This is a genomic window from Cognatishimia activa (assembly GCF_017798205.1).
Taxonomy (GTDB): Bacteria; Pseudomonadota; Alphaproteobacteria; order Rhodobacterales; family Rhodobacteraceae; genus Cognatishimia; species Cognatishimia activa_A.
The window spans coordinates 1341542-1365145 of the sequence record NZ_CP060010.1 but is presented as its reverse complement, the minus strand read 5'-3'; the positions used below and the strand labels follow the sequence as shown (position 1 = coordinate 1365145).

The window sequence follows — 23604 nt, the reverse complement described above, 5'->3', positions numbered from 1 at the left end:
GAACGGCTGGTTAATCCTTGCTAGCCGTCAAGAATAACAAAAATGGCAGGAACGGAGGACGCTATGCGCGCCTATGTTTATGAGCCACGAGAGAAACGTCGAGCATCACTAGCATCCGAGTTGGAAAACGCGGGTCTGCAACCTCTCTTTGTGGGCGAAGAATTTTTTGAAACGGGCCTTGCGCCTTTGACTCAGACGGGCAGCGAACATCGCGCCATTCTGATCGGAGAATCTGTGAACACCCACCGCCAAATCCGCGCGGTGCGTCATGCAGGATGCGAGAACCCCTTGATAATCCTGCGGGATTTCCGGAATTCTGCGGACACCGCAGCCGCTTTGGATCGCGGTGCAGACGACGTGATCGTCAGCCCGATCAAAGGTGGCGAAGTGCTGTCGCGGATCAATTCTATCGTGCGTCGCTTCCACGGCCACGCTGCCGAAAGCATCAGCGTCGGCGAAGTCACCGCCTTCTTTGACGGTCGCGACCCAATAGTTTCGGGCACCCGTATCAAGCTGTCCAAGCGCGAACATTCGATTTTCCAGCACCTAGCGCTGAACTCGAACAAGGTGATTTCCAAGAACGCCATCTACGATGCGGTCTATGGCATGAGCGCAGATCAGCCTTTTGACAAGGTGATCGACGTTTACATCTGTAAGTTGCGCAAGAAAATCGCCTCGGCGGCTGACACCGGCGCGCAGTATATCGAGACCATCCACGGTCGCGGCTATAAGCTGAGCGCCCCAGATGTTCTGGACGATGTGACCCCAATTCCGGCGCTGACCAGCTCTGGCATGCGACTTGAGGCGCGCGCCTAAGCGCGCTCAAGAATAGACAAAAAAGACCCCCGCATCCTTCTGGAGCGGGGGTTTTAACTTGAGCACATCCAAGACGGGCTCGAGGGATCTGTTATCTCATGTAGTTGAGGATACTCAGTTGACCGAGGCGCGCGGTCACGCTGTAGCTGGCTTGCAATTGAGCTTCCAGCGATGCGATCTGAGCTGACACTTCATAGGCGTCGACATTCTCCAGGCGCGCGACTTGCAAGCGCTGGATGATGGAAACATCCTCAAGTCGCTGCGTCGCGGTTTCCACGACTTCTTGCTGGAAACCAACGTCGGTGGTGATCTTCAAAATGCCTTCAGAAGCGGCTGCCAAAGAGTCGACGGCCTCTTGCATCCAGGCTTGATAAGTCGCTTCATCGGAAACCTGCGATACATCCACACTCGCCAACAACGCCAGACCTCGAAGTGCTTCGCGGAACGCAGGATCATTGGCTTGAACGCCGTAATCCAGCTCTTGATCCGAGTCCAAGCGGGCGGTTACGCGCGCATTTGGGTTGCCTCCGCCATCAAGCAGGGGCGTTCCCCCATAGAACGTCGCCTCGTAGTTCATGTTTGGGTTGGCGGCATAGCTTGAGTCAAACACCGCCTGAATGTCGGCAATCATTGTGCCTGCTGTTGCGGCGTCTGGCGGCCCAGCGCCTACGATGGAATTGATAACGCCTTCGGGTGACAAGCCTGTGTCTGGATTGACGTCTTCCCACCGTGTCATAGGCGCATGGCGGCTTGCGATCCCCGCAAAAATCATGTCGCCATTGAAGCTTTGGTTCAATGACCCAACGACTGATTCAATGGCCGCGCGCGCTTCGGCTTGCAAGGCCTCTGCCCCGGTATTCGGGCGAGTCAAGTTCAGCAAGGACAGTTCAAGAACACTGCTCACCGTCTCGCGAATGCTGTTCGTGGCGGCCAATGTTGTTTCGAGCTTGCTCGCCAAAACATTGTTGGCTGTCACAAAAGACTGCGTGGTGGTTTCCGTGACCCGCATTTGCAACGCAGAGGCGGACCGAGGCCCAAGTTCCTTGAACAGGTTCGCGTGGCGGCCCGTTCCCAGTTCTTTGGTCGCCTCTTGTAGCTTGACCGTCGCGGAATTGACGTTCGCGCGCATGAAATAGTTCATTTGGTAGGAGGAGACCCGAGAGTTAAAAAGTGTCAACGATCACCCTCCCTCAAACAATGGACAGCAATGTGTCGAGCATTTCACCGATGGTCGACAACATCTGAGAATTGGCCGCAAAGCTCTGCTCGATCAGCATGAGGTTCTGCATTTCTTCGTCGATGCTGACGCCTTCGACGTTCTGTCGCGAAGCAGCGACGACTTCAGCCGCCGAACGAGCAGCGTTGTAGCTGCTTTCTGCCCGCGCCGTCGTCGTGCCCTGCGCGCTGATCATTTCGGCCGCATAGTCAGACAAAGACACCGTGCTGTTAATTCCGGTCAACGGATCCGCATTCATAGCCGAATTCATCTCGTTGATGAACAGCTGAACCTGGGTTGCATCCGATACGTTTTCACTTTCCGTAGCGGTTCCGAGGCCATCGCGGATCAGCCAGGACGTTCCGGTCGTGGCTCCTTCGACACGGCTGTTGATCTGGATGCGAGATGCGAGGCCCTCAAGGTTCGCTGCGTTGTACCGCCCGCCACTGTCCGTAAACAGGCCTGCATCGGTCGCGCCAAGCGACGCATCTGCGTTTTCGAAGGTGGTGATAAGGCCACGCGCAAATTCATCTAGTTGCAACTGGAACGTCGGGATTGTCTCGTTGCGCAGTGTGGCAAAACCAGAAAGAGTCCCGTGCTCAATGCCGCGGACATTCGGGTTCGTCGGCGTGATCTCTTGGCCACCTGCCCAGAAGGTTCCGTCGCCCGCGTTGTAAGAGACGTCGTGAACCTGATCACCCTCCATCAACGCAGCACCGCCGGTCGTGTAGAGGTTGACCCAACCAGCCGACCCATAGCTCACCCGCACATCCACCATGCTCGAGATCTCGTCGATGATGCTCTCGACGCGGTCGGAGTATGCTGCGGCCTCAAAGGTATTTTGCTGATACGTGTGAAGTTTCGTATTCAGATCGACCAGTTCGTACAGCTTGTCATTCAGGTCGGCGATCTCATAGCGGATTTCCATATCCACATCCGCGCGCACCCCCGCCAAACGGTCGCTGGCATGGTTGAGCGTGGTCACAAGGTTTTCGGCCGCAAGGATGGCCCCAGCCTGAGCGCCGCTGGAGGATGGCATATTGACCAATGTCGACATTGACGCGCTGAACTCTGCGTAGGATTCCGCGGGTGAGTTGCCGTCGCCGATTTCACCAAGAAAAATAGAATAGTCGCGCAGGCCTTCGTAGACCGCCTGCTGTTCAGACATCCGAGCGTTTTCGAGCCGTGCCATGCGCGCTAGGGCGGAGTCGACTTCGCGCCGGATCTCGGTCACGTTCGCGCCGCCGCCGATGAGAGTTGAAACGACTACCGCCGACCGCTTGGCATACCCCTCGGTATTAGAGTTCGCCACGTTATCAGCAGCCACACGCGACAAGGACTGCTGAACGCGAAGTCCAGAAGCCGCTGTGTTCAGTGCGCTGGTGATACTCATCTTAGGCCTTGCCCTACATTAATCTGTTACCGTTTGAGCCGCGTTGTCTCTTCCATCATTTCGTCGACTGTTGTCACAACAGAGGCATTCGTAGAGAACGCACGCTGGAAGCGGATCAGGTCCGTCATTTCTTGTGCGATATCGACATTAGACCCTTCCAATGCGCCCGCGTTGATGATGCCTACTCGACCACCAGTCGGTGTAAGAGCTTGGAACGAGCCGGAATCTACGGTTGTTTGATACGCGTTGCCTGCGCGCTCGCCGAGGCCATTGGGGTTGTCAACGACACCGAGCGGCACTTCAAACAGCGGGCGTCGTGTTCCATTGTCAAAAACACCAAAGATCGTGCCGGCATCGTCAAACTCGGTCCGAACCAATTCACCCAAATTCGACCCATCGCGATCGTAGGATTGACTGAAGTCACCAGAGAACTGCGTCATCCCGGCAAAGCTTCCGATTGCACCGAAGGACATTGTCAAAGGCTGCGGAGTCGCACCATTGTTCAAAGTAAGAGACACAACGCCTGTCGAAGCATCCATTGCAAATGCCGCAGGCGCCACCGCCGCGCTGGTGATGTTGGTGTAGCTGCTGGGCGCGCCTGCCGTTGCACCGGAGTCGCTAAAGGTCATATCGAAAGACCCGAGCGTGGTTGAATTGTGGTCGGAGACCGTAACCGCCCAAACATTTGCGGTGCTCGTTGGCTGCCAGCTGATATTTATGCGTTCAATCGCGCCCAAAGGCGTGAAGTATTCGGAAGAGGTGATGAACGGGGCGCCAGGCGTTGTGAGCCCAGTTTCCTGGCTTGGAACATTGCCGGAAGCGTCGATCGTCGTGGTCGCGTCCGCCGCAAGTGTAACAGTGCCAACATTTACAACTTCCATTGATGCAAAAGAGCTTCGGTCTACCCCTAAAAGGTTACCATCACCATCGTAAGGGAAACCATTCAGGTAGTAACCAGCAGCGTTTACCAGATTGCCGTCCGCGTCAGGCAGAAACGACCCTGCCCGCGTCAACAAGAAGTTGCCCTGATTGGTTTCGTTTGGCTGTTCCGTAACAACGAAAAAACCGCGCCCCGAGATCGCCAAATCGGTATTGCTATTGGTCGCGATAAGACCGCCCGCCGCATAAATGGTACTTACTTCTTGGGCGATAACGGACAATACCCCTTTGTCCGAACCCTGCGACGCCGTGGTCGTTACCATTTGCGAGAAGCTACGTTTGTAACCGACAGTATTCGCATTGGCGATGTTTTCGGAGATTCCGCCCACCGCTGTCGAGTTTGCTGACAGGCCGCTCACGCCTGTTTGAAGCGCACTGGTCAATGACATTTTGTCTGCCTCGTTATTCTTTTTAGTCTTTTGATTGCAAGGATAGTTACATGAAACTCCTTTAAGCAGAGTTAAAGAAATTTAAAAAATCCTTGTTCTCGGCATATTTATCTATGATTTATCAAGAACAGTGGGAGGATTTTAAGGATTAAAGTCCATTTCCTTGGATATTTTCCAATGCAGAGTTGAGGCGATCCAACCGCCCATTCGCCGCATCCAGCGTGAGAGTCGACACGTCCGGAGGTTGCGACAAGAAGCTCTCTGCCAATCGCACCCAGTTCTCTGATTCTGTCATGCCAGGGAAGGCTTCGACCACGCGAGTCGCAGTATTTCGATCTCCGGTACGATGCGCGGCAATCAGCAAATATGTGGCGTCGCTGAGGCTGAAACTGCCCGGATACTCCGCCCAAAGGCGGTTGTAGAATTCATTTGCGCCGTCCCATTCCTGCTTTTCCCAAAGCGCATGGCTGACATTGCGCAAGTTCTCCGCACTTGGAGACATCACATGGGTACGCAGCAAGCCATCTGCGTCGCCCATCTGCGCTGCGATCTTTGCTCGCAGAGTATTGATGTCATTGCGCACCATGATATCAACCGCGCCGTCCAGCGTCGCGAGGGCTTCTTTGGCTTCTTGATACTGTCCGCCAGCAGCATAAGCACGCGCCAATTTGAGCTTGTTCTGAGTCATTTCTTCATCAGATACCCAGTCGGAATTCAGATCCTTCAGGTCCACGCGGAAATCTAGAGCCCGCTGGTATTCCTTGGCTGCCATCGTCGTCCCACCAAGGGACATGAGATGATCCGCCAGTTCCTCGACAAGCCGTGCGTATTCGGGATGGTAACGATAGGCCGGCACCAACCTGAGGTGGACCGAAAGCCAGCGTGAAAGCGGAATTTTACCGTCAAACCCATCCTGATACACCGCACGGAGCGCATCCTTTGACGCGGCCTCGGCGCGCTCTGCGGCTTCGGTACCAGGGAAGCGCATTGTGATCTTGCTGAGAAGGATAAGCCCTTCGACCCGTTCATCCGCAGCCGCATAAACTTCGTGCAACTTCTGAAGGGTCGCGATCTCAAACTGATCGCCGCGCCAAGAATCCAGACCGTTTTCAAGCACGTCTTCTGCCGCCATCAAAGCGCCGCGCCCACCATCCATGATCGCCATATCAGCGATCGCAAGCCGCGAGCGCACGGCATAGCGGTCAAATCCCTTGATGCCCTCAAAGTAATGCACCAGCGCAGTCTTTTGATTGTTTTGCTTTTCCGCCGCACGGCCCCTTAGGTAATGCCCCATCGGTGCATCACTAAGGTCGGGGAAGTCTTCGAGCAATTCAAGGCTGCGTGCGGCCAGCGTCAGCTGTTCGGTCTCGATCATCGCTTCGATAATGATCGGCAGAACCGAGCGCGCCACCGGCCTCGTCTGGTGGATCAGCCCCAATACACCACCGCTGAGGTTTTCATTGAGCATGGCTCCGTCGGCCGTGGCAATCGCCTGCAGAACCGACCAAAACGCGCGGTCCGGTCTGCTGTCTTCGTTCAATGGAGACGTCTCAAAATCGTCGACTGAAGCGCCGTTCAAAAGCATCTGGGCATGTTTAAGCGCAGTTTTGCGACGGAATTGGCCTGGCGAAACGTCTTCCAACTCTCCAAGAACGGACTCCGCTTCGGCGACCATCATCTGACCAAGGAACAACTCTGCTGTATCCAGAAGCGTGGCTGTCGCTTCGTCGCCATAGCGCACGGACAACTCATTGATAAGTCCTGTCAGATTCTCGTAAAATCGCTCTTCGGGCCAGCGGCGAAGGTCCAGATCAAACAACTGCTGAACAGAGGTCTGCGGAGCGGTGATCTCTAACTTCTTAGGCTCTTTGGGCGCAGGCTCAGCTTCTTCAACTTTAGGCTCTTCTTCGCCTGGGTCAGACGCAGAATAGACGCCGGATGCCAAAAGCAGCACCCAGAACGGGATCGTCAGAAGCAGTCGCGCCTTGCCCATCTTTTCTTTCTATTCTTGCTCTTTGCCAAATATAGCTTGTTTTAATCCTTATCTTGATGGATAATTCTTAAAGAAACAATAAACTAATGAGCAGTATAGCACTTTTGTTCTTGCATTAGTGCATGTCGATAAAGGCAACGGGCATGGGAACCACCAGCTATGTGTCCATTTCGCTGGCGACCGCCTTGGAGCGTTCGTTGGATTTGGCAGCGCATAATATGGCAAACGCCTCGACCGCAGGGTACAAGGCGCAGCATCCTTTGCTGGAGGCTGTGGACCCATCAGGTTCCGGCGACGACACCCAAGCTGTGAGTTTCGTCAAAGATAATGGCATCTATGTTGATCTGTCTCAGGGTGCTTTGGTTCAGACCGGCAACTCTTTGGACATCGCGGTAACGGGACAAGGGTGGCTTGGGTATCTGACCGAGGATGGGCAAACGGCCTATGGTCGCGACGGACGCCTTTCCGTGGATGTAGATGGGCAGCTGGTCAATCTTGCGGGCAACCCTGTTGTGGATGAAGCAGGTGCTCCGATTAACATCCCTCAGGACGTCGCTCATCTGGTGCAGATTGGCCAGGACGGCACACTCACGGATCAGAATGGTGGTGTTCTTGGCCGCATCGGACTGTTTAATGTCCCAAGCTTTGCGAGCGCATCGCCGCTTGGAAACGGCTTGTTCCTCCCACATCCAAATGCCCCGGCCCCCGCACCGGTTGAGAACGCTCAATTCGCGCAGGGCTTTATCGAGCAAAGCAACGTGAAGCCGGTCGTCGAAATGATCCATCTTATGGACATCCAGCGCGCCTACGAACGCGCAACCCATTTGATGAGCGACGAAAACGAACTGACTAAACAGGCAATCCAGCGTCTGGGCCGTGTGGTCTGAGGCTGGCAATAACATAAGGACAACAAGGCCATGAAAGCTCTCGGAATTGCCGCTACCGGCATGTTGGCGCAGCAGACCAATGTCGACGTGATTGCCAACAACATCGCGAACGCCAACACGACCGGCTTCAAAAGCGGACGCGCCGCCTTTCAGGACCTGATCTACCAAGCCCAGCTTCAAGAAGGCGCGGCGACCTCAACCAACGGCACATCACGCCCGGTTGGACTGAATGTCGGCCTTGGTGTTCAGGGCGCGGGTGTTGTGCGCCTGAATACTCAAGGTGCGCTTGCACAGACGGAAAACCAGTTCGACCTCGCTGTGAATGGCCGCGGCTTCTTTGTTGTGACGCGCCCGGACGGCTCTCAAGCCTATACGCGCGCCGGAGCCTTTCAAGTCAGCGCAACAGGTCAATTGGTGACGCTGGATGGTTTCGAAGTCGACCCAGGCATCAACATACCAGACGATGCGCGTTCCGTGGTGATCAGCGGTCAGGGATTGGTGCAAGCTTTCCTTGGCAACGACAATGAGACCACTGATCTGGGCCAATTGAACCTTGCGACTTTCCTCAATGAAGCGGGAATGAAACCAATCGGTAACAACTTGCTCGAAGAAACCACGGCCTCTGGCGCAGCCACCATTGTCACTCCGGGTGATCCAGGTGTGGGTTTGGTTCAGCAAGGTTATCTGGAAAACGCCAACGTGAATATCGTGGCGCAAATCACTGACCTCATTCAGGCTCAACGGGCTTATGAGATGAACTCTCGGTCTATCGAGACTGCGGATCAGATGCTGCAGACAGCAAACCAGATTAAGTCCTAATCGATGAAACGCGTCGCAACATATCTTCTGGCTTTGACCCTCAGCGTTCTGATGCTACCGAACGCCTCTTGGGCTGCCTTGATCACGGACCTCGTGGCCGAGCGCGCCGAGCAGGAGTTTGGTCCGGCGCTGCCGCCCAGTGGTCAGTTTGTCGTGCATCTGGCGGATGGGCTGCCCAAAGACGGCCAGTACATTCAAGAGTTCTGGATCGACAAAGACAGTGGCCAGTTCATCGCCAATGTTGTCACGAATTTCGGAGACGTCACACGCGTTTGGGGTCTTGCGGTTCTGAGCGTCCCCATCCCTGTGGTGAACCGTCGCGTGCAGCCTGACGAGATCCTGCTGCCTCGCGACATCGAAATGATCGATATGGCCTGGGCGCGTGTTCATGCGTTTGCCATAACTGAATACGAGGAGCTCGTGGGCATGCAGGTGCGCCGCATGCTTTCGCCCGGACGCCCCGTGCACCACCAGTCGGTGTCGCCCCCGGTCATCGTGTCGCGCGGTGACAGGGTCACGATCGAACTGCAACATGGGCCGCTGCAACTGACCGCAGCAGGCAAAGCGATCTCTGACGCGCATCTCGGGCAGGAAGTGCGCGTGGTCAATCTTTCAAGCAACAAAACAATAACAGCCATCGCAAAAGGCGATGGGCTTGTGGAGGCACAATTTTGACAACCCCATCTCTGGCCAAATCCTTTTCCCGTGGACGGTTTGTCGTATCGGCACTGCTGATTTCCGGCATGGCATTGGGTGCCTGCACGCCGAAATTCAAAGAGCATCGCAATCCTCAGTTCAGTGATATGTCCACAGACATTCCAGAAGTGAACCGAATTTCGGTTCCGATGCCTGCGCAAGAACCCATGATGCGCCCAAAGCGGGCCGAAGCCAGCAGCCTGTGGCGGCGTGGGACATCCAGCTTCTTTGATGACCAACGCGCGCAAACCGTGGGTGATATCCTGACGGTCGTCATCAATATCTCTGATGATGCCAAACTGGACAACGCGTCTGAACGGTCTCGGTCGTCGACACAGGACGTCGATACGCCAGTATTCTTGGGTTATGGCAGCCAGTTGAACAAAGTGCTTCCGGGCGTTGGCGCCGGCGAAGTGCCTTCCCCGCAGATCATTGATCTGGGCAATACCTCTGCCTCAAAAGGCGAAGGTTCTATTGCACGGAAAGAAGCTATCAACCTGCGCGTCGCAGCCTTGATTATCAAAGAACTGCCCAATGGGAACTTCGTGATCGCAGGTCGTCAAGAAGTCAAAGTGAACAATGAACTGCGCGAGCTGCGTGTTGCGGGGATTATCCGTCCTCAAGACATCGGCACGTTGAATACAGTCGCCTATGACAAGATTGCCGAGGCCCGCATCACTTATGGTGGACGCGGTCAGATCAGCCAGGTCCAGCAACCGCGCTATGGCGAAGATTTCCTAGACGTGATCCTCCCCTACTAGGGGTCTGAAATGAAGAAACTTCTGATCATACTGCTTGGGCCCCTGCTTTTGGGGCCCACGGGCTATTTTCTGGGGCAGATGATGGCCCCGGAAGCAGCGCCTCCGCCTGCGGAAATGGCCGATCAAGAGATGCAGATGAAGAAGGACGAGGCCGGCAAGGTGGCGGCCGCGCCGAAGGAAATCCTCTTTAAAATGCCGCTCGGGAAATTCACCGTACAGGTCATGCAACCCGAGAATGTTCTTCATATCGTGATTGATATGGACGTCTATCTGGCCGGAGCCAGCGAGTTTGAACGCCTGAACGGTGCCGAGGGACGCGCCCGGTTGCGTGATGGCGCGATTGGGGTTCTGTCTGACATGGCGGAAACCACGCTGTGGGTGGACCCTGGTGAGGAAAACAATCTGGATCGCCTGAAGATGATCGAGGAAATCGTGCGCAAAATGCACCGGGACTTCGACGCCATCCGCACCGCGCGCATAAACGAATTCAGCACAGCGCGTACAAACAGAATGTAGAGATTAGCTTGCAGACAACACCAAGGTCGACTCGACCTGTTGGCCGCTATCAAGGTTGAAGTAGTTCACGCCGTTGCTGAACAACACTTCTTCCACGCGTGCTTTTCTGAAGGTGCTGGTTTCCAGCTGGTTTCCGTCAATATCCAAAGCCGTGAGGGAAACGAAATACTCACCATCCAAAAGCGCATTTCCACCTTCGTCCAACCCATCCCAGTTCAAGTTTTGGACTTGGGTAGAGTCAATCGATAGATCTGACAAAGTTCGAATGACCGTGCCGTTCTCATCCAGAATTTGAGCGCTGACGCTGTTGGTTCCTTCAGGAACCCGATAGCTTGCGTCCGTTGTGCCATTGGCCAAAGCAAATTGGCTGGACGGGATGGTCACATCTCGGCCGATCATATCCGCGCCAGATACCGAAACCAGCGATCCAATCTTTGCACCTAGCTGCTCGAGATTGTCGTTCGTGGCAACCGCCTGTTCAACTTGGCTAAGTTGCGCAAGCTGTGTCACGAACTGCGTGGAATCCATAGGCTCCAATGGATCTTGGTACTGAATTTGAGCGGTCAAAAGCGTCAAGAACCGTTCATAGTCCTCGCTCAACGAAGCGAGAGACGACGTGCTGTTTACGCCTGAAGTATTCAGCAAACTATTGGAGCCAACTGCATCCATGTTTTACGTTCCCGCTAGGTTACCAGATCCAAGTGTGGACCTTCGACAATTGCCTCTGATCCAACTTCGGCCTCTGCAAGATCTTCTTCGCCCACTATAGCACTATTGTTGGCAAAGCCCGAGTGTTCATTGCTTTGTTCTTGAGAATATTCTTGGAAATCCAAAGATCCAGACGCGTTTTCACCGATAATGGCCGCCAGAAGGTCTCTTTCTTCGCGTAGAGCAGATAGCACCGCGTCGTTTTCAGCACGGACCACAACAGACAGAGACCCGTCGCTGTTTGTACGCATCTCGACTTCTATGCTGCCCAATCCACGCGGAGACAGTTCGATGCGCGTTGTGCCTTCTTGAATATCAACCTGTCGCACCTGATTGACCAAGACATTCGCGAATTTTGTCGAGATTAGGTTTTCAGGCCGCTGAACTGTTTGAGGGGCCTGCGGTTGGTCGATTTGTTCAAAATGCGGTTGTTCCGCACGGGCGCTCAGCGCAAGGGGTGTTTCGCTGGCCTCGAAATCGATCGACTGCACTGAAGATCTTTGCGACTGGATCACTGCGGTGACAATTGTCCGAAACACCGTCGCGCCAGGGGGTGTCAGCGTCAGCGTCTCTCTGACGTTGGGCTCTGGCAAGGTAATCCCGTCGAATTCAGAAACCAGGGAAAGAGATTGAAGAGGGCGAACACCTGCACCGTTGAAAATTTGAGGTTCGCGTCGCGTAGCTGCGACCACTTGAAGATGCGGCGCATCAGGGCTTACGACGGCCGCCTGTTGCGCGGCAAGATGTTGATTTGAAACGATGTCTCTTACCAGAATAGATACTTCGACAATCGCCGCAAAGTTTAGAACATCCAGGTCGTCGACTACCAGTTCTTCGGGTGCGAATTGAGACATCAGGTCCGGCAACACATCGATAAGATCACGCAAAATGTCCTGAATGTCGCGTAATGTCTCGGTCAAGGACTGTGGATCGACACCTAAGTCCTGACCTTCGGCGAAAAATGCATGGATATCATCCAACGTAAGGTCGGAAAGATCCAGATCCTCAAGCGCTTTCAAAGATGCAACTGCGTTATTAGCTTTGAGCACTAGGGTCGCCAATTCATTGTTTGGATGAATTTGCGCGTTCGCCAAAAGCTCTTGCCCTTGGATTAACTGCGCGAAACTCGTCGAACCCAGCAACGCGGTCTGTCCCGCGTTCGGAGTCCCCCCACCAAGAAGGGAAACCAGCGGATTGATAGCGGTATTCATATTCAAAGTCGTAAAGCCTGCACTACCTCAACAACGCCCGGTTCTGTGCCGGGTCATTTAAGTGCCCTGTCTGAAGACTGAATTTCAGAGTGCACCCTGCCGAAGCTCCTTCGGCAAGGATAAAATCACATAGTTTAAAGAATAAACAAAGATAGACTTGATTAATGAAGGATTAAATCAAGAAAACCTTTAGGTTGTGTTAACCATAAAAAGATCTACTGAATGCGATTGGCCCAGTTTTGAGCGAATTCGCTTAGCGCGACGATAGGATTGCCCAGCTTGTGATCTTCGTCCCGAGGCACGCCGGCAGTCGCTGGCGCATCTGGATGAGCAATGTCCATCAATACCAAACCGAGGATCTGTCCAAGAGCCCCTGCTGACGTCTTTTTGTCGAAGAACCCTTTTGGCTCGACAAGGATCATAGCGCCGTAAGGAACTTCCAGCTCCACCTCTTCTGCCAAGACGTCACCGAGGATGACCCCATCCATCACTTCGGTTGTTTCCATGAAGGCGTAAGGCCGATCCATTTCAGCGTCAGATTGCAACACAACCAACGGAACACTGATCATGGATGTCAAAAGAGCGACCAAACCTGATGGTTCAGCAGCGCGATCTAGCCCTATGGACCCACCCCATATCTGTGCGAGTAGCGCATCGTAGTCCACTACATATTCCCCCGAATATATTTTATCGCTTGGTCATATCTTAGGACAGCTCTGTTCAAAGTAGAATCGACTCTTTGTAAAATTGTGGTCGAATTTTCGATTGTTAATTTTGAGTGTTCGAACCCGCTAGCCGGACGCGGCGAATCGTTAAATGCGGGAGCACCGCCTTTTGCAACTCGCCAAAAACAAGAGAAAGTTAACGTTTTCCCACCACAGGCCCAAGTTATCCACCACCTATAGGCCAACATTTCCAAGAGACCGCGACATGTAGGTTGAAAATCGACATTTACAATTCTCTTCTTGACAGCACACAAAATGGGCAATGTCAAATTTGATTTTCCGCTAATTCGGCCTGCCCAATTTCGTCGATCGACAGAATATAACCAGCCGACCGCACGGTCTGAACAGAGATATTGTCACCAAATGTCGAGGTTAATTTCTTGCGGATCTTTGCAACGTGGACGTCAAATTTTCGGTCACCATAATCCCAAGCGCGCCCATCAATCTCTAAGCTCAGGGCATCTCGCGAAACGATTTTGCCGCTATGCTTCATGAGAACGTGCACGATATGCGCTTCGGACTCGGTTAAGCCGGCGCGTTCGGAGATATATGCTTCGTCGCCCCAATGTGTTGCGTCCAAGAACAGATTGTCGTTCTCTGAAGAACCGAGCAACCCAATCCTTGCGCGCAGCCGCAAAGCCAATTCCCGCAGGGTATAAGGCACGCGGAGCACATCATCGGCTCCTTGCAAGAATGCATCTTCGACAGAAAGGTCGCCGTCTGACTGTTCAATTGCGATCAGAAATCCTGGGATAGCATCCGCAATTGCTTTGACCGCATCAGCCCGATCTGGAATATCACCCACGAGAATGACTTGCGGGGACACATCCGTGCTGACGTGGTCAAAAAAGGCCTCGACGCTTGAATAAACCTCACAAGTTTCACCGCAAATCACCGAAAACATATGCCGCAAGGATAGCGCTCGCGCATTATCCCGATCTAAAACAATCGCATATGTCGGTTTGCCAAGCATGTTTTTTTGCCCTCTGCCCCGTCTTTCATAGTGAAGGAATGCTTAAACACGCAACGAGAATTGTGAATTGGAGCGACATGAGTCGTGCGCAAGGATACACGTAAAAAGAAAGCGCGAGATCTTGGGGTTTTACATCTTTTAACCATTTATTTTTCAAGAACCGCAAACTTTGACCATATTTTAACCTTGATCAGCCTAAGGTTTCGTCAGGTTGCAGAATGCGCCGGTTAACACTCTGAACGGAGTATCCTCATGGCACAGACTCAGGCGACCTATGCCGGAATGGCGGCTGCAAAAGACGCAGTTGCAACCATCGAGAAGCTGCTTTCTTCCCCCGAAACCAACGACTTCATGTTCGACGTCCTCGCCGCGGCTTTTGATATTCTGCACGATATCGAACCCGCCGAGATGCCGATGATGCCAACTTTGGCGCGCGCGGCCAACCGCCCTGCTATCCTTGACTCGCACTATCTGGCGGCCCGTCGCCGGCATCAGTTCTATGTCTTGGAAAACCAGGCGCCCTCTCTGGCAGAAGCGCGCATAGGTTGATTTTTGCGCCGGTTGCGCAAGTCACGGGACTCACAACCCACGGTAATGTAAGGGAAAATTCGCACAAATTGTCATGAACAGCGCCTCGCTATTCTTGACAGTACTTGAGTCGAACCTCTATATACCTTGCCATAAAAAGAGGCAGCCCATGAACGATAAAGACAACATGGATAACCAATCGCAGCAATCCTTAGATGCCGTCGCGCAGGTCGTCGCATCTTACGCAGGACGTACGGATATCACACAGGACGACATCCTTTCACTCGCTCAGCGACTTATCCCAGTATTCACGGGGATCCCGTCCCATACGGTTTCCCATAGCACAACGACCATCGCACCAAATGCGGTGGAGACCCCAATCGTTAAACCCGCAATCGCCATAGAAAAGGCTGTGACAGACGATAAGGTCTACTGCCTCTGCTGCGGCAAGGGCTTTACGATGCTCAAGCGACATCTTAAGGCAGAGCACGGTCTGACCGAGGACGAATATCGCACAACGTTCGGTCTTGCCGAGGACTTTCCACTGGTTGCGCCCAAGTATTCGGAGCGCAAGGCCGCCTACGCAAAGAAAGTCGGCCTGGGTAAATACAGCCGCGATGGCGAAGCGGAACAAGGTGCGGCGGCGCGCTAAGCGCCGCAATTGTTTCCCGACCTGCCACAATCTTTTCTTAATCGCGCCCCTCTAGGGGCACGGTTCCCCTTCATATCTGTTCCCGAGAAAAACCGCGCAAAAGCCGGTTTACGGGAATCAACCGGGTCAAACCGGCGATATGAGGCAAGAAACGATGGCAGCCAAAGGCCAAACGATTATTAAAAAGATCGAAGTCGTCGAAGGGCATGGACACCACGGCGGCGCATGGAAAGTTGCGTATGCGGACTTTATGACCGCGATGATGGCGTTCTTTCTGCTGATGTGGATCCTGTCATCCTCGGATGAACAGAAGCTGCGCGGGATTGCCGAATATTTCACGGATGCGACGATGCCAGGTGGATCTGGTGTTCTGGACGGTGCGACTTTGGGCCCTCCGGGTACATTGACCGCGTCAAATGGTGCGACTGTGGCCCGTGGTTCGGACCGCGGTGAGGTGGATGACCCAAGCCCAGCAACCTGGGAAATCATGGATGTGACTCAGACCGCGAGCCCGGATGAGGAGATGCGTGGCACTAATATGGGTGACCATACGAACCCTGCAGCTGGCGCCGTAAGCCCTGAATTTGTCGAAGATTCCTCGGCGGAAGGCCTGTCCGAAGGCGGTGCAGTCGCCACGTCTGCAGATGCGGAAGCCCCAGCATTCGACGAAAGTACTGTCAATCCAAACGTCGCCGCTGGCAGCACTATGGAGGAATCCGAAGCTCTGGATCCAAACAGCACCCATGTTGGTGCGAATTCGCAAGCGGTACCCGAGCAAGACCCGACTCATACTGCGGACAAAGAGCGCTTTGCGGCCCTTGAAGCGGAAGTGAAGCAAGCAATGCAACAAGCGCCCGAGCTGGCCGCTTTGCAGGAAAACATAGTGTTCAAGGAAACCGATGAGGGCTTGCTGGTGCAGATTATGGATCAAGACGGTAAGGCGATGTTTGCCTCTGGTAAGGCCAAGATGAACAAAGCGACCCGTATGCTGATGGAAACACTGGGTGCAGGCCTGGCGAAACTGCCAAACGATATGGTGATCTCTGGTCACACCGATGCAGTGCCATTTGCCAACCAGACGTCTTATGACAACTGGGATCTGAGCTCGGACCGCGCCAATGCAATGCGCCGTGTGCTGCTGCAAACTGGCGTCACACAGGACCGGATCTCTCGGGTATCTGGCCTCGCGGACACGCAGCTTTTGAACGCGGATGCACCGAAGGATCCATCCAACCGTCGCATCGAGGTTCTGCTGGCCTATCAAAAGTCTGAGGTTCCAGAAGGTGCAAAGGCCATGGCAACGGAAACGATCGAGGCCACTCCTGCCCCAGCCGCACAGACTCCGGTAGAGGCAGAGATGGTCAAAGAAGAAACCATGGCGATGGAAGCACCAAAGGCATCCGTGGTCGAAGAGATCCTGCCAAGCGCGCCGGAAGCGACGGTTCTGGACGAGCAAGTCTTTGAAAACCTGCGCAGTGCTCTTCGCTAAGATCTGAGAAAAACTTTTTTAAAACCGCCCGCGATCCTGTCGCGGGCGGTTTGCTTTTAGAGGTTACCGGTAAAACTCTGCCAATCGATCGGTGTTTCCACCGCCACCGGCTCTGGCGGAGCACCCAACGGGCTGTTGAGAACCAGATAAATCCCGGCAATCGTCAAAGCGGTTAACCCCACAAGACGCAGCGCCGCCCAGCGCTTACGCACCTTGAGAGGTTTGGGCGCGGCTTTCTTTGAAATAGCCTTGTCTTGGACAACAGGTTGTTGACCCAAAGTGGCATAGACATAGTCGTCCTGAACAAAAACCTCGGCCGCCTCCACCTTGCCGCCAAGAGCTTGCAGCAGTGCAGAGGGCACAGCGTGGGGCAGCAGGTTGATCTCTTCTGGAACTGTCGTTTCACCCAGCTGCAGCGCCAAGAGTTTACGGTCGTCGCGCAAGAACACTTGCTGCGCGTCCCGTACAGTTACCTTTGGGCCAACGCCCGATTTCGCAGTGATTGTAATGCCACCCGCCGGCGTTGCCTTTAAGACAAAATCTTTCGGCTCGGTATCAAGTGCCGAGAGATGCGCGGCGGATTTGAAACCAAAGGTCGGAGCCTTGGGGGCTTTTTTGCCAGTGCCGTCCTCGAAGCGTTGCGCCTCGCGTTTGAGATCGAAATGAAGATTGCGAATTGGCTTGTTGGATGAGGCTGATTTGCGGCGCGTTGAAAAGGTGAGTTCTGGTGGATCTACAGGTAGGAGTTCCGCGTCTTCGATGACACTGTTCGCAGCCGATGGATGTGCGGCCTCGCGCCCCATGAAGTTCACCGGGTCCAGTCCCTCTTCGCGGGCGTAGGCGAAGTTTACGGAATAGTCCAAAGCCTCTTCGGTTAACTCGAGATTGTCGGACAAAAGATTAGCCAGTGCGCGCTCTTCCGAATATTTCATCGGATGAGTCGCAAAACCTGCAACCTTAGGATGAATGGAAATCTCTGACGCGCGCAGACCGAAATGGTCTTTCAGCCGGTCCGGAAAGCCGAGACTTTCATCCTGATGAAATAACATAAGCTGACAATCGCCGCTTGGCATAAGACATACGCCAAGACGCATATCCACCGGCCAGGCGCGGTGAATGAGACGCATATCCTCTGCGTCTAATAAGACTGACATGATCTGCTCGGGCCGTGACATCTCTGGATCCTCTCCAAAGGCCATGATTATTTTCACTATTCTTTAACCTACACGCTATGATTGTCAATTATTCTTGCCAATCCTTCGCAAAATACCGTTTTATTCCTTGCTGGTGACGGGGTGGATGTGCGAGAATCTGTTAAAAATAGAGCAGTCGGGCACCAAATAGCCCCCTAAATACAGCGACCTGAAAATGAACATCATTATCGGATTTATCCTTGTTATCGGCCTTGTCTTTGGTGGCTTTCTGCTGTCAGGCGGGGAAATGGGCCCCATCCTTCACGCACTTCCTTTCGAAGGCATGATGATCGGCGGCGCGTCCCTTGGGGCCTACGTGGCCGCGAACTCTTTTGGAGATGTGATCGGCACCTTCAAGGCGGTCTTCAAAGCCCTTAAGGGGCCTAAGTGGAAGCAAAGCGACTACATCGACCTTTTGAACCTGATGTATGGGCTGACCAAGATCTATCAGCGCGACGGCGTCTTGGCGCTGGATGAGCATATCGAGAACCCACACGACAGTGCGATCTTTTCGCAATTCCCACGGATCCAGCATGACCACCATGCAATTGATCTGATCACCGACAGCTTCCGCATGCTTGCGCTGCAGTTTGACGACCCGTTCCAGACTGAGGATGTGATCAACAAAAAGCTCAAGAAGCACCACCACGAGGTGCTGGTCCCGGCCCATGGGCTTCAGACTGTGGCCGACGGCCTCCCGGCGATTGGGATTGTTGCGGCGGTTTTGGGTGTTATCAAAACCATGGGCTCGATTGACAAACCACCTGCGGTTCTGGGTGAGATGATCGGTGGTGCGCTTGTGGGCACCTTCCTAGGGGTTTTCTTGGCGTACTGTTTCGTGGCCCCTCTGTCCGGTCGACTAACCGCAATCGAAGAGCAGGACGGCGCGTTTTATAACGTGATCCGCGATATCTTTGTGGCGATCCTGCATGACCACAGCCCGACCATCTGCGTAGAAATCGGCCGCGGCAATATCCCGACCATCCTGCAGCCAAGCTTCTATGAGATGGAAGAAGCCCGCACCGATCTGGCCGAAGCCTAATCCATGGACCGCGCGCGTCGGATCAAAGCTCTGACAACCTTGCAAAGGATCAAAGAGCATGAGTTGGACGAGCAAGCCGCCAAAATGGGGGTGATCCGCGCGGCGCAAGGCAATCTGCAACGCGAATTGGATTCGCTGACCCATCGTTTGGAAACAGAGACCCAGATCACCTCACCAGAAGCGGCGCCTTTTCTTGCAGGGTTTTTGCAAGCCGTGCAGCAAAGGCGCGATTTCATTGATCGAGAAATGGTGAAACTCGACGAAAAAGCCGCCCAGATCGAGGGGCGGCTTTTTGAAACTTATGCCGAAGTGCGCACGAACGAGAACGTTCTGGACAAGTCCCTCTATGAAAAGAGGCGAGAAGAGGATCTTGCAGAATCCAATGCGCTCGAAGAGGTCGCCCGCAACCGGTATATGCGACAGATGGGCGGATCGTCTTAAGCGGCTGCGGCGGAAAGACCTTTGTCCCACATGGCACGGATCTGCGTGGCCAGAGTGGTTGGATCAAACGGCTTGGAAATCAGACCCAGTTCCAACGGACCAATCAAAGACCCTTTTTCAGATTCACTGACTTTCGCAGTCATGTAGATCGCTGGGATGTTCTCAAAGCCTGGCATCTTGCGGATCGCTTCCAGGGTCTCTGGGCCCGTCAACTCTGGCATCTGAACGTCGATCAGGATCATGTCAGGCGCAAAGCCCTCAACGATATCCAGAGCAACAGTGCCAAGCTCGGCCTGTGCAACTTCGAAACCGCCGATAAGTTCAAGAGCCATATGCGCGATCTCGCGAATATCGGCCTCGTCTTCGACGTGGAGGATTTTGTTTAGTTCACCCATGGTTTGCCTCTTTTCTCCTAGGGTTCGGACTAGCCGCGCGACCTGCGCCGCGATTTGCCTCGTCCTGCTGGGTTGGACCTTGTAAATTTCGATACGACCCCACGCTCTGCTTCTGGCGCTTCGGTCTGGGATACGACCAGAACGACAGGAACCGACGCAGGCAGTTTGCCTCCGACGACGGGAATCACTGTCATACAGTTTGCCAATCCCAATGTGTCAAAATGAAGGACAGCGTCGAATTTTTCCATTCCGGCCAGCGCAAGTGCCTGTTGGACATCAGTCACCGAGGACATATTGATCTCTTCTGCATCCAAAATGGGCAGATCACTGGACGCCACCGCCATCAGGTCAAACTTGAGATCCTCTTTGTCGCTAAGTTCAGGAAGGGTCGACAGCCAGTTGGTGTAGAGGTTCGCGCGCACGCCGTTCAGCATCAAAGCGTCGGTCAGGTTCTCGTCCACTGCCTTCGCCTGAATGACAGACACTGGGATATTGGCCAGCTGATTGCGTTCGGTAAGACCCGCGATAAGGTTGCGGCCCTGATCGCTCAGCCAGTTGAAGACTGTGGACTGACCGACCACGCCCTTGCCGCTTACGATCTGCGCGACCGAGACGCTTCCAGATTCAATATCGACGTCAAAGCCGCCCGAACGCAATTGCACAAGCAGGTTCTGAATAGAGCTCTGACCTTCAAAGACCTCGCCTTCTTCTTCGATCTGTTCTGCATTCATGCCCACTTGCGAGAACTGGGTGACTTCCATGGAGTCGTAGTTGATCGCAACGGTGCTTTGAACACTGCGTTTCTCGCCATCGGTGTCACCTTCAGCGCGCGCGATGGCTTCGGCTTCTTCAGCGGCTTTGTTGGCCTCTTCAAGCGAAACAACGTCTTCGCCAATCAAGCGTGGTAGATCGATGAAGAACTCGGATCCCGTACCTTCTTCGGAGGCAAAGAAGATCCGGCCATTGTGACCTTCGGTGATCGCCTTGGCGACCGCGAGGCCAAGGCCAGTGCCTCCTGCAGCGCGCGTATCGCCCATGTCGGCTTGCGTAAACTTATCAAAGATCGTGCTGCGCGCGGCCGTGGGAATACCGCAGCCAAAGTCGCGCACAGACACACGAAGGCGTCCACGGTGCACAAGCAGCGAGACGATCACTTCGCTGGCGTCGTCGGAGAATTTAACAGCGTTGTCGACCACATGTTCAAGCATCTGAACCAGTCGGGTTCGTTCGCCGAGGGTGAACATGCCCTCTTCATCCTCGACAAGATTGTAGCGCACGTTGACCGAGCGTTTTTCGCCCTTCATCTTGTTGGCTTCTACGACCTCTTCGACAACTTCGGCCAGATCAACCTGCTCCAGAGCGAACTCCATCGAGCCCTCGGTCATCTTTTCGATGTCGAGCATGTCATTGATCAACGTCACCAGCTTGTCGCAGTTGTTGGACGCCATCGAGACCATCTTGTTCATCTGCTCGGGCATCTCGCCGATTGCGCCTGACAGTGCCAGTCCAAGGGCACCCTTCATAGAGGTCAGAGGTGTGCGCAGCTCGTGGCTGACGGTGGCAACAAAGTCGTTCTTGGCTTTTTCGGCCACCTTGCGCGCGGTGATATCGCGATACATCGAGATGAAACGCGGCTCGTCGTTCTCTGGTTCGACATATTCCAGGCTGATCTCATAGGGCGTGCCATTCTGCGCGGTCACTTCCCACGTCATCCGGCTCTGTGGACCTTCCTGCAGCGCCTGACAACGCATCTTAAGGCTGCGCATATCGTCGTCTGTGATGAAATGAGACACCTTACGCTCGCGCCAAGTATCGATATTGGCGCGACGTCCGACGAACATTTCGTCGGCAGCTTTGTTGCAATACAGCAGGTCATAGTTTTCCGGACGGAAGACGATCACCTGATCCTCGATCAGCTCTAGTGAGTCGTTAAAGGTGGCTTCCGAGATGCCCTTGCGGGTCTGAGTCATATCAGTCGCGACTACGGCGATTTCGCTCAGCTCTTCCTCGGCGCCCGAGACCGGAATGATCGTACATTGCGCCCAGGCAATAGAGCCATCATCCTTATAGACCTTCATCGGCCCATCCCAAGGCTGCCCAGCGCGCATCGAGGACATAACATCATTCTGCAGGATCATCTGTTCATGCTCCGGCAGGATATCCATCAATTGCGTTCCGATCAGGTCCTCGGCCAAGCGTTCAGTCGTATCACAGAAGTTGGAGTTGGCGTGGGTGATGCGTCCACGCGTATCCATCATCAGGAACACGGTATGTTCTTCGACGGCGCTCCGATAAAAGACCTTGGATCTCATTTCGGACTGCAGAACGTTCTTGTTGATCTCGACCATCAGCATGTTGCGGCGCAACTGGAAAACCAGGAAGACCAAAGACGCAAGGATCGCGCTGACGAAGGCCAGGATATAGAAGCGATAGTTCTGATAGATCCGCCCTGCGGCCTGCAGCACATAGTTTTCATAAGGCCGAACACGCAATGAAATCAAAAGGTCATGCACCTTTTGATAGTTTCGAGGCGCTTGCCAGACCGCGCCTGCGGCGGCCAAAGATTCCGCCGAATCCGGCTCTACATTCAACAGAACGTTGATGACATGCGCCAGCGTCGTTTCGTCGATATTCGGCATCGCAGACAGGAGCCATTCCGGATAGAGCTCGGTCGACGACATGAAGGGATAGCCCTGATGCAAGATCGGCTCCATCGGCGCAAAATCGTCGATATCGATGACGCCGCCGCGATGCAGGGATTCAAGCACTCCAGCGCGCACGACACCGGCGTCCACAAGGCCAGTTTGCACTGCGTAAACCACTTCGCGTTCGTTGCCGTCCGCGAAAATCAGTTCACTGAACGTACGATCAGGCTCCAGACGCCGCCGCCGGAACTCTTGTTCCGCAAGCCACCAGCCGGAGAAATCATCTTGACCAACAGCCATCACGCGCCGACCGCGCAATTGCGACAAACTGCGATAGGGGCTATCTTGGTTGGTGAAGATAACCGACCCAATTTCACCATAGGTGCGGTCGTCCCACATGCGGGCGCGTGACAGCACAGCGCGCGCGCCATGCTCTACTTCAGCGGAAACAAAGAACGCTGGGTTGCTCAGAATGAAGTCCAGCTCGCCGCTTTCGACGGCACGCCGTAGTGATGGGAGCGTGTGCGGCTTCAGGACGAACCGTACCGGCATTTCGACGATATCAGCTTCGCGGTTCAACAGATCGACCGTGGGCCGCCAGGCTTCGATTGCGCGCGTAACGCCCTCGGTGGTCAAAACCCCGATGGTCAGAATACGGCGTTCTACACGATCCGTCTGCCCACTGAACACAGGCTGCTCATTTTGCGCCGACGTGAACGACGCAGACAACAGCAGATAAGCTGTGGCTATCAGTATGATTAGAAAGTGCCGGTGTCCGTTGGCTTCAAGCCGAGGGATCACGGTTGCTTTATGCGGCCCCATCCAAACTTTGCTCCATCTCATCCATCAGCGTGTTGAGGAGCTCGTCGACAAAGTCGGTGTTGAGGGGGCGTGGTCCGGCGACCAGGGAATCAATGTGCTGCTCTAGCTGAGCTGCCAATGCGCCCATGCGGGGAAACCCCACACTTCCGCAAATTCCGTGAAGCTTGTGTGCTTCGGCCCGAATATCCAAGCAGGCAGATTCTTCTGTCTCTGGATTTTCCAAACGTTCCAGGAGCGCGCAAAACTCTTCGATCCGCCCATCGATTGAGCTGATGAATCGTTCGCGAATTTTTGCCAAACCGGCCTGTAAGATGGCCGACTTGTCGGCCTCTGTACCTTGCATCATGGCACTGCT

At 54.3% G+C, this 23604-nt stretch carries 23 protein-coding genes; 11 read left to right on the top strand and 12 right to left on the bottom strand.

Features of this window, described 5'->3' with window-relative positions:
- The first annotated feature begins 42 nt into the window (after positions 1-42).
- Complete coding sequence (locus tag HZ995_RS06615) at positions 43-816, top strand: response regulator transcription factor (RefSeq protein ID WP_245168772.1); 774 nt, start codon at positions 43-45, stop codon at positions 814-816.
- Positions 817-907: 91 nt separating this feature from the next.
- Here the strand turns inward: HZ995_RS06615 and HZ995_RS06610 are convergent, their stop codons facing one another.
- The 4 genes from HZ995_RS06610 to HZ995_RS06595 form a co-directional block, all read right to left on the bottom strand.
- Positions 908-1993: a flagellin gene (locus HZ995_RS06610; RefSeq protein WP_209357863.1), complete on the bottom strand. Its 1086-nt coding sequence runs from the start codon at positions 1991-1993 to the stop codon at positions 908-910.
- Between the two features lie 13 nt (positions 1994-2006).
- Positions 2007-3425: a flagellar hook-associated protein FlgK gene (gene flgK, locus HZ995_RS06605; protein WP_209357862.1), complete on the bottom strand. Its 1419-nt coding sequence runs from the start codon at positions 3423-3425 to the stop codon at positions 2007-2009.
- Positions 3426-3451: 26 nt separating this feature from the next.
- A complete protein-coding gene (locus HZ995_RS06600; protein WP_209357861.1) occupies positions 3452-4753 on the bottom strand; it encodes a flagellar hook protein FlgE in 1302 nt (433 codons plus the stop codon).
- A 148-nt stretch (positions 4754-4901) separates the two neighbouring features.
- On the bottom strand, positions 4902-6746 hold the full coding sequence (locus HZ995_RS06595; RefSeq protein ID WP_209357860.1) for a tetratricopeptide repeat protein: 1845 nt from the start codon (positions 6744-6746) through the stop codon (positions 4902-4904).
- Positions 6747-6889: 143 nt separating this feature from the next.
- Between HZ995_RS06595 and HZ995_RS06590 the strand changes: the two genes are divergently transcribed.
- The 5 genes from HZ995_RS06590 to HZ995_RS06570 are packed head-to-tail and all read left to right on the top strand — an operon-like array spanning position 6890 to position 10425.
- Positions 6890-7633, top strand: coding sequence for a flagellar hook basal-body protein (locus HZ995_RS06590; RefSeq protein ID WP_209357859.1), 744 nt, complete (start codon positions 6890-6892; stop codon positions 7631-7633).
- Between the two features lie 30 nt (positions 7634-7663).
- A complete protein-coding gene (gene flgG, locus HZ995_RS06585) occupies positions 7664-8452 on the top strand; it encodes a flagellar basal-body rod protein FlgG (protein WP_209357858.1) in 789 nt (262 codons plus the stop codon).
- 3 nt (positions 8453-8455) lie between these two features.
- Complete coding sequence (gene flgA, locus HZ995_RS06580; RefSeq protein ID WP_209357857.1) at positions 8456-9127, top strand: flagellar basal body P-ring formation chaperone FlgA; 672 nt, start codon at positions 8456-8458, stop codon at positions 9125-9127.
- Entirely contained in the window at positions 9124-9909 is a 786-nt protein-coding gene (gene flgH / locus HZ995_RS06575; RefSeq protein ID WP_245168771.1) for a flagellar basal body L-ring protein FlgH, read from the top strand. The genes flgA and flgH overlap by 4 nt, the downstream gene beginning before the upstream one ends.
- Before the next feature lie 9 nt (positions 9910-9918).
- Positions 9919-10425 carry a flagellar biosynthesis protein FlgH gene (locus HZ995_RS06570; protein WP_209357856.1) on the top strand — a complete coding sequence of 169 codons (507 nt, stop codon included), beginning with the start codon at positions 9919-9921 and terminating at the stop codon, positions 10423-10425.
- A 3-nt stretch (positions 10426-10428) separates the two neighbouring features.
- Here HZ995_RS06570 and HZ995_RS06565 read toward each other — a convergent pair whose 3' ends face one another.
- From HZ995_RS06565 to HZ995_RS06550, 4 genes are all read right to left on the bottom strand, one after another.
- Entirely contained in the window at positions 10429-11094 is a 666-nt protein-coding gene (locus tag HZ995_RS06565) for a flagellar hook assembly protein FlgD (protein WP_209357855.1), read from the bottom strand.
- Between the two features lie 14 nt (positions 11095-11108).
- Positions 11109-12344 carry a flagellar hook-length control protein FliK gene (locus tag HZ995_RS06560; protein ID WP_209357854.1) on the bottom strand — a complete coding sequence of 412 codons (1236 nt, stop codon included), beginning with the start codon at positions 12342-12344 and terminating at the stop codon, positions 11109-11111.
- Between the two features lie 215 nt (positions 12345-12559).
- A complete protein-coding gene (locus tag HZ995_RS06555) occupies positions 12560-12913 on the bottom strand; it encodes a hypothetical protein (protein ID WP_209357853.1) in 354 nt (117 codons plus the stop codon).
- Between the two features lie 421 nt (positions 12914-13334).
- On the bottom strand, positions 13335-14042 hold the full coding sequence (locus tag HZ995_RS06550) for a winged helix-turn-helix domain-containing protein (protein ID WP_209357852.1): 708 nt from the start codon (positions 14040-14042) through the stop codon (positions 13335-13337).
- A 252-nt stretch (positions 14043-14294) separates the two neighbouring features.
- Here HZ995_RS06550 and HZ995_RS06545 point away from each other — a divergent pair, with 252 nt between their 5' ends.
- The 3 genes from HZ995_RS06545 (at position 14295) to HZ995_RS16180 (ending at position 16711) form a co-directional block, all read left to right on the top strand.
- Positions 14295-14591 (top strand): hypothetical protein, encoded by a 297-nt coding sequence (locus tag HZ995_RS06545; RefSeq protein WP_209357851.1) that lies wholly within the window; start codon positions 14295-14297, stop codon positions 14589-14591.
- A gap of 148 nt (positions 14592-14739) precedes the next feature.
- The gene (locus tag HZ995_RS06540) at positions 14740-15222 is read left to right on the top strand and encodes a MucR family transcriptional regulator (RefSeq protein ID WP_245168770.1); all 483 of its coding nucleotides are present in this window, start codon (positions 14740-14742) and stop codon (positions 15220-15222) included.
- Between the two features lie 139 nt (positions 15223-15361).
- On the top strand, positions 15362-16711 hold the full coding sequence (locus tag HZ995_RS16180; protein WP_348521223.1) for a flagellar motor protein MotB: 1350 nt from the start codon (positions 15362-15364) through the stop codon (positions 16709-16711).
- Between the two features lie 56 nt (positions 16712-16767).
- Here the strand turns inward: HZ995_RS16180 and HZ995_RS06530 are convergent, their stop codons facing one another.
- Positions 16768-17922, bottom strand: coding sequence for a hypothetical protein (locus HZ995_RS06530; protein ID WP_209357850.1), 1155 nt, complete (start codon positions 17920-17922; stop codon positions 16768-16770).
- 157 nt (positions 17923-18079) lie between these two features.
- Between HZ995_RS06530 and motA the strand changes: the two genes are divergently transcribed.
- A complete protein-coding gene (gene motA, locus HZ995_RS06525; RefSeq protein WP_209357849.1) occupies positions 18080-18946 on the top strand; it encodes a flagellar motor stator protein MotA in 867 nt (288 codons plus the stop codon).
- A gap of 3 nt (positions 18947-18949) precedes the next feature.
- Positions 18950-19387: a hypothetical protein gene (locus tag HZ995_RS06520; protein ID WP_209357848.1), complete on the top strand. Its 438-nt coding sequence runs from the start codon at positions 18950-18952 to the stop codon at positions 19385-19387.
- On the opposite strand, the gene HZ995_RS06515 is transcribed toward HZ995_RS06520, so the two are convergent.
- From HZ995_RS06515 to HZ995_RS06505, 3 genes are all read right to left on the bottom strand, one after another.
- Entirely contained in the window at positions 19384-19782 is a 399-nt protein-coding gene (locus tag HZ995_RS06515) for a response regulator (RefSeq protein ID WP_209357847.1), read from the bottom strand. The genes HZ995_RS06520 and HZ995_RS06515 overlap by 4 nt on opposite strands.
- Before the next feature lie 29 nt (positions 19783-19811).
- Positions 19812-23117: a PhnD/SsuA/transferrin family substrate-binding protein gene (locus HZ995_RS06510; RefSeq protein WP_209357846.1), complete on the bottom strand. Its 3306-nt coding sequence runs from the start codon at positions 23115-23117 to the stop codon at positions 19812-19814.
- Positions 23118-23235: 118 nt separating this feature from the next.
- Positions 23236-23595, bottom strand: a complete 360-nt coding sequence (locus HZ995_RS06505; protein WP_209357845.1) for an Hpt domain-containing protein — start codon at positions 23593-23595, stop codon at positions 23236-23238.
- Positions 23596-23604 lie beyond the last annotated feature (9 nt).

Bases quoted from the DNA above. Each gene is read 5' to 3' on its own strand.
- HZ995_RS06615 (WP_245168772.1), top strand. From the start codon at position 43: ATGGCAGGAACGGAGGACGCTATGCGCGCCTATGTTTATGAGCCACGA.
- flgK (WP_209357862.1), bottom strand. From the start codon at position 3,425: ATGAGTATCACCAGCGCACTGAACACAGCGGCTTCTGGACTTCGCGTT.
- HZ995_RS06600 (WP_209357861.1), bottom strand. From the start codon at position 4,753: ATGTCATTGACCAGTGCGCTTCAAACAGGCGTGAGCGGCCTGTCAGCA.
- HZ995_RS06595 (WP_209357860.1), bottom strand. From the start codon at position 6,746: ATGGGCAAGGCGCGACTGCTTCTGACGATCCCGTTCTGGGTGCTGCTT.
- HZ995_RS06590 (WP_209357859.1), top strand. From the start codon at position 6,890: ATGGGAACCACCAGCTATGTGTCCATTTCGCTGGCGACCGCCTTGGAG.
- flgG (WP_209357858.1), top strand. From the start codon at position 7,664: ATGAAAGCTCTCGGAATTGCCGCTACCGGCATGTTGGCGCAGCAGACC.
- flgA (WP_209357857.1), top strand. From the start codon at position 8,456: ATGAAACGCGTCGCAACATATCTTCTGGCTTTGACCCTCAGCGTTCTG.
- HZ995_RS06570 (WP_209357856.1), top strand. From the start codon at position 9,919: ATGAAGAAACTTCTGATCATACTGCTTGGGCCCCTGCTTTTGGGGCCC.
- HZ995_RS06565 (WP_209357855.1), bottom strand. From the start codon at position 11,094: ATGGATGCAGTTGGCTCCAATAGTTTGCTGAATACTTCAGGCGTAAAC.
- HZ995_RS06560 (WP_209357854.1), bottom strand. From the start codon at position 12,344: ATGAATACCGCTATCAATCCGCTGGTTTCCCTTCTTGGTGGGGGGACT.
- HZ995_RS06555 (WP_209357853.1), bottom strand. From the start codon at position 12,913: ATGATCAGTGTTCCGTTGGTTGTGTTGCAATCTGACGCTGAAATGGAT.
- HZ995_RS06550 (WP_209357852.1), bottom strand. From the start codon at position 14,042: ATGCTTGGCAAACCGACATATGCGATTGTTTTAGATCGGGATAATGCG.
- HZ995_RS06545 (WP_209357851.1), top strand. From the start codon at position 14,295: ATGGCACAGACTCAGGCGACCTATGCCGGAATGGCGGCTGCAAAAGAC.
- HZ995_RS06540 (WP_245168770.1), top strand. From the start codon at position 14,740: ATGAACGATAAAGACAACATGGATAACCAATCGCAGCAATCCTTAGAT.
- HZ995_RS16180 (WP_348521223.1), top strand. From the start codon at position 15,362: ATGAGGCAAGAAACGATGGCAGCCAAAGGCCAAACGATTATTAAAAAG.
- motA (WP_209357849.1), top strand. From the start codon at position 18,080: ATGAACATCATTATCGGATTTATCCTTGTTATCGGCCTTGTCTTTGGT.
- HZ995_RS06520 (WP_209357848.1), top strand. From the start codon at position 18,950: ATGGACCGCGCGCGTCGGATCAAAGCTCTGACAACCTTGCAAAGGATC.
- HZ995_RS06515 (WP_209357847.1), bottom strand. From the start codon at position 19,782: ATGGGTGAACTAAACAAAATCCTCCACGTCGAAGACGAGGCCGATATT.
- HZ995_RS06505 (WP_209357845.1), bottom strand. From the start codon at position 23,595: ATGATGCAAGGTACAGAGGCCGACAAGTCGGCCATCTTACAGGCCGGT.